At 60.0% G+C, this 4,954-nt stretch carries 4 protein-coding genes, 1 pseudogene and 1 riboswitch; of the genes and pseudogenes, 2 read left to right on the top strand and 3 right to left on the bottom strand.

The window, feature by feature from the left end; all coding sequences use genetic code 11:
• The 3 genes and pseudogenes from MR935_RS02885 to MR935_RS02875 form a co-directional block, all read right to left on the bottom strand.
• A pseudogene (locus MR935_RS02885) lies at nucleotides 1–116 on the bottom strand (anthranilate phosphoribosyltransferase); the annotation flags it as partial.
• A 10-nt stretch (nucleotides 117–126) separates the two neighbouring features.
• On the bottom strand, nucleotides 127–699 hold the full coding sequence (locus tag MR935_RS02880; protein ID WP_290570871.1) for an anthranilate synthase component II: 573 nt from the start codon (nucleotides 697–699) through the stop codon (nucleotides 127–129).
• Nucleotides 696–2,162 carry an anthranilate synthase component I family protein gene (locus MR935_RS02875; protein ID WP_290570869.1) on the bottom strand — a complete coding sequence of 489 codons (1,467 nt, stop codon included), beginning with the start codon at nucleotides 2,160–2,162 and terminating at the stop codon, nucleotides 696–698. Before MR935_RS02875 ends, MR935_RS02880 begins: the two co-directional genes overlap by 4 nt.
• A gap of 1,030 nt (nucleotides 2,163–3,192) precedes the next feature.
• Here MR935_RS02875 and thiW point away from each other — a divergent pair.
• Nucleotides 3,193–3,774 (top strand): energy coupling factor transporter S component ThiW, encoded by a 582-nt coding sequence (thiW, locus tag MR935_RS02870; RefSeq protein WP_290570867.1) that lies wholly within the window; start codon nucleotides 3,193–3,195, stop codon nucleotides 3,772–3,774.
• On the top strand, nucleotides 3,728–4,549 hold the full coding sequence (gene thiM, locus MR935_RS02865; protein WP_290570865.1) for a hydroxyethylthiazole kinase: 822 nt from the start codon (nucleotides 3,728–3,730) through the stop codon (nucleotides 4,547–4,549). Before thiW ends, thiM begins: the two co-directional genes overlap by 47 nt.
• A gap of 36 nt (nucleotides 4,550–4,585) precedes the next feature.
• Nucleotides 4,586–4,690, top strand: a riboswitch (TPP riboswitch).
• Nucleotides 4,691–4,954 lie beyond the last annotated feature (264 nt).

Below are 4,954 nucleotides of genomic sequence, written 5' to 3'. Positions count from 1 at the left end.
GCTGCGTTCTGGGTCACCGTGGTCTGACCGCTCATAATCTCATGCATAACGGCGTAGGCTTCGTCAAACGTCAGATCCTGCTTGCTGACGATCTTGACAATGGCTTCTTTTATCATGATCGCGTATTCATCCTTTCAAATTGATAAAATTTGCAAGCATCGCTTGTCCATCAGGCGTCAAAATTGACTCCGGGTGGAACTGCACGCCAAAAATGGGATATTTCTCATGCTGCACGGCCATCACCTCACCGTCCCCGGTGCGCGCGGGGACGTGCAGCGCCGCCGGGAGGGTGTCCGGGTCGGCCGCGAGCGAATGATAGCGGGCAACCGGCACGGTCTCTGGCAGCTCTCGAAACAGCGGGCAGCCCGTATCCAGCCGAACCGCCGACTGCTTGCCATGCATCAGCTGCCGTGCATAGGTGATCCTCGCGCCGAAGGCCGCGCAGATGGCCTGATGGCCAAGGCACACACCGAGTACGGGTACCTCCCGTCCGAGCGTTTCCGCCACGGCGCAGATAACGCCCGCGTCCTCCGGCCTGCCCGGGCCAGGGGACAGGAGGATACGGTCGGGCCGCATTTGCGCGATCTCGTCCACGGTCAGCTCGTCGTTGCGGATGACCCGGATATCGGGCGCAAGCGCGCCGAGCATCTGATAGAGGTTGTAGGAAAAGCTGTCATAATTGTCGATCAGTAAAGTCATAGGTCTATCTCCTCCGCCAGCTTGAGCGCATGAACGACCGCCTTGGCCTTGTTGATGCATTCCTCGTATTCCTTTTCAGGCACGGAGTCCGCCACGATGCCCGCGCCGCTGCGCACGAACACCCTGCCGTTCTTCTTGTATGCGATGCGGATAGCGATGCAGGTATCCATATTGCCGGTAAAATCAATGTAGCCGATTGCGCCGCCGTAGATGCCACGCTTGTTGTTTTCCAGCGCGTCGATGAGCTGACATGCCCGTATCTTGGGCGCGCCGGACAGCGTGCCTGCGGGCAGCACGGCGCTGACCGCGTCGAGCGCGTCATATTCCGGTCTGATCTCGCCCCGCACGGTCGAACCGATGTGCATCACGTGCGAATAGCGCTCGATCGCGTGCAGCTTTTCCACCCGCACGCTGCCAAACCGGCTGATTTTGCCAAGGTCATTTCGCCCCAAATCAACCAGCATATTGTGCTCGGCAAGCTCCTTTTCGTCGGCCAGCAGCACGACTTCGAGCGCCCTGTCCTGCTCCTCGGTCTTGCCCCGCGGGCGCGTGCCCGCCAGCGGAAAGGTATGCAGCACGCCGTTTTCCAGCTTGACCAGCGTTTCGGGCGACGCGCCCGCGACCTCAACATCCGTACCCGAAAAATAGAACATATACGGCGAGGGATTGGTCGTGCGCAGTACACGGTAGGTGTTAAGCAAGCTGCCCTCGAACGCGGCGCTCAGGCGGTTGGACAGCACGATCTGGAAGATATCGCCCTCGCGGATATAATGCTTGGCCCTTTCGACCATGGCGCAGTAGGCCTGCCTGTCAAACAGCGGCGTCACCTCACCCAGCAGCCGCCCGCCCGGTTCGTTTTTCTTCTCCCCGCTTTTCAGCAAGCTGCAAAGCTGCCGCAGCTCCATGACCGCCTTGTTGTAGCCGGTCTCCGGCTCGTCCAGCGGCATATTGACCATCAGGATGATCTTCTGCCGGAAGTGGTCAAACGCGATCACCTTGTCAAACAGCATCAGGTCAACGTCCTTGAAGGCCTCGCTGTCCTGCGCGCCGCCACGGACAGACGGCTCACTATACCCCAGATAATCATAGGAGAAATAGCCGACCAAGCCCCCGGTAAACGGCGGCAGCTCGTCAAACCGCGGGCTTTTATAGTCTGCAAGGATCTGACGCAAGTGCTCGGCCGGGCGCTCGGTGTGCAGTCTGACGCTGCCGACCTGCATCTCGCCGTTTATGCAGGTGATCTCCAGCTTAGGGGCAAAGCCCAGAAAGGTATAGCGCCCCCATTTTTCCTTGCCCGCAACCGATTCCAGCATGTAGCAGTGCGTTGATACGTTTTTGAGTATTTTGATTGCCTCGATCGGCGTCAAAATATCCGACAGCAGCTCACAGCTGACCGGCAGCACCTTGTACGCGCCGGTGGCCGCAATCGCCTTGACTACATCAAGACTGGGTGAAAACTTCATGACAACTCCCTCCTGATAAACAGAAATACCCCTTCGGCTTCTTTACCAAAGGAGTATGAAAAGCAGAAAACGCCCTTGACAGAAACACTTCCATCAAGGACGAATAAAACATTTTATCCGCGGTGCCACCTTGAATTCACGGCAACACGCCGTGCGCTCAGCAGGATACCAACATATCCCCGGCAACTGACGTATGCCCACACGTTGCAGAATACTCTGCGCGAAAATCGCGCATTTGACTGCACCCTCAGCGGTCCATTTGACGACCTGTTTCTTGCCCGACTCTCAGCAACACGGGCTCTCTGTATAGGCATGATCGCCGTTATCTCCGCTTCAACGGTTTGGCTTATTGATTTTTCCTCAGTATAGCACCGCGCCGCGCACCTGTCAATGGGTACGGCTGACATTTTTCTCCTTGATTCGGCAAGCACCGTTTTTATGCATCGGCGGTTGACAAACCCGCCGCGCGGTGCTATGCTAAAGGAGCAAACGGGGAGCTTGCCGTCCAGCAGGCTGAGAGGGAGCGTAGCGCGCTCCGACCCATGACCTGATGCGGATAATGCCGACGAAGGGAAACATACCGCCCGCCACGCGCGGGGCTTTGGGCAGGGATGTACCGTCGGCGGTATGTCCCGTTTTTTATGGGCAGCGCCGCACCATGCGGCAAAATTGCACTCAGCGCCGCAGGCGCAGTTGCGCGGTATTGACCATAACCGTTTGCACGCCACCGGCTCGTCCGGCGGATGGAGGGGGAGCGCCCTGCGTCCGAATTTCTGGCAAGTCAACCGAACAGCGAGGGAGCCTGTGTTTCAGGATGAGAGGGCGCAATCGAGCGCCGACCGATCTTGGAAAACCCCTGTGGGAGCGGTCTGTCCCCTCCCGCCGGGTGGTGCATTGCGCCGGCCGCTCGCTGTTTACAGATAAGACCGCTCACAAGCAGCGGCGGACCGCCGCAATGCCCGGTCAATTGCTTTTCGCGCGGCAAGCGCGCAAAGCGGGTCAAGCCGTTTGTGAGGAGGTTCTTATTATCATGGAAGCAAAAACTAACCATTCGCTGCTGCTCAAGCAGGTCGTGCTGGCGATGCTGGTCGCTATCGGCGTGGTCATCTCGCCCATTCTGCGCGTGGAGGGCATGTGCCCGATGGCGCACCTGATCAACATCGTCTGCGCGGTGCTGCTCGGTCCGTGGTGGTCACTGCTGTGCGCCACGCTGATCGGCATCATCCGTATGCTCTTTCTCGGCATCCCGCCGCTCGCGCTGACCGGCGCGGTGTTCGGCGCAGCGCTGTCCGGCGTGTTCTACCGCCTGTCCGGCGGCAAGATCCTCGCCGCCTGTCTGGGTGAGGTCATCGGCACCGGTATCATCGGCGCGATCGTGTCCTACCCGGTAATGACCCTGCTATGGAACGGCACCGGTGCTTATAACCACCTGACGCTGTTCTTCTACGTGCCCTCGTTCATCGGCGGCACGCTGATTGGCGGCGCGGTGGCCTTGCTACTGCTCACCGCGCTCAGCCGCAACGGGCAGCTTGCACGAATCCAGAAAAAATTGGGGGCCAAGGTCTATGACCATCGAGCGGCTGCTGACCGCGAGGCGGGCCGTTCGGTCTGACCGTCCGCTGATCCACTGTATTACCAATCCCATCTCGATCAACGACTGCGCCAACGCCATCCTTGCGGTCGGCGCGCAGCCGATCATGGCCGAGCACCCGCAGGAGGTCGCGGCCATCACGCAGAGCGCGGGCGCGCTGCTGGTCAACCTCGGTAACATCACCGATGTGCGCATGGCATCCATGCAGCTGTCCGCTGCAGCCGCACGGGCGCACGGTGTTCCCATCGTCATCGACCTTGTCGGCGTGGCGTGCAGTCCGCTGCGGCTGGATTTTGCGCGTGCTTTTGTGCAGCAGCACCATCCTGCGCTCATCAAGGGCAACCTGACCGAGCTGAAGGCCTTTGCCGGCCTTGCGGCGCACACGGCGGGCGTTGACGCGGCGGCGGACGATCTCCACCCTGCGGACAGCGCCTATGCCGCGCTCGCGCAGCTTGCCCGCCGCACCGGTTCAGTCGTGTTCGCTACCGGCGAGACCGACGCTGTCATCGACGGGCGGCAGCTCTGCCTGCTGCATAACGGCCATCCCCTGCTCGCCCGCGTGACGGGCACAGGCTGCGTGGTCGGTGCGCTCGCGGCCTGCTTTCTCTCTCGCGCGGACGGGCTGACCGCAGCGGCGCTGGCAGCGGCCCTGCTCGGCATATGCGGCGAGTGCGCCGCAGAGCAGGCCTTAGGTACAGGCACGTTCCGCACCGCGCTGCTCGACCATCTGAGCATGCTCGAGGACGAGACGCTGCGCCGCAGGCTGCGCCTTGTATGCCGCGCGGCTGAACACTGACGACCGTCCGCACAACAAACTGTGTGTACGCCACACGGATTACAACAAGGGAGCTCGCAAACGGGCTGAGAGGGGGCTGTGCGCCCCGACCTTTGACCTGATTTGGATAATGCCAACGTAGGAAGATAACGTTTTTGTCTCCATCCCCGTGGGGCGTCTTCCGGCATTGTGAAGACCATCCCACGGGGTTTTTCATCCCCCGCCGCGGCAGATTGGGGGCACCACCTTTTGCCGCGTAAGAAAACTTCAACGCGTTTGCACATCGAAAGATTAACTATTAGAAGTCAACCCCCAAAATGAATGGTGGTGGTGAAAAAAGATGGCCCCAAAAGGTATAGCAAAGCTGAGGTCTTGTCAGACCCCTGCTGGCTATTCAAGTAGTTGCACTCAAGCTGCTGAGCAATA

The sequence above is a fragment of the Agathobaculum sp. genome, assembly GCF_022775115.1.
GTDB lineage: Bacteria > Bacillota > Clostridia > Oscillospirales > Butyricicoccaceae > Agathobaculum.
This window is presented reverse-complemented; position numbering and strand designations above follow the sequence as displayed.

Excerpts from the sequence above, each read along its gene's own strand:
- thiM (WP_290570865.1), top strand. The coding sequence starts at position 3,728 with ATGACCATCGAGCGGCTGCTGACCGCGAGGCGGGCCGTTCGGTCTGAC.
- thiW (WP_290570867.1), top strand. The coding sequence starts at position 3,193 with ATGGAAGCAAAAACTAACCATTCGCTGCTGCTCAAGCAGGTCGTGCTG.
- MR935_RS02875 (WP_290570869.1), bottom strand. The coding sequence starts at position 2,162 with ATGAAGTTTTCACCCAGTCTTGATGTAGTCAAGGCGATTGCGGCCACC.
- MR935_RS02880 (WP_290570871.1), bottom strand. The coding sequence starts at position 699 with ATGACTTTACTGATCGACAATTATGACAGCTTTTCCTACAACCTCTAT.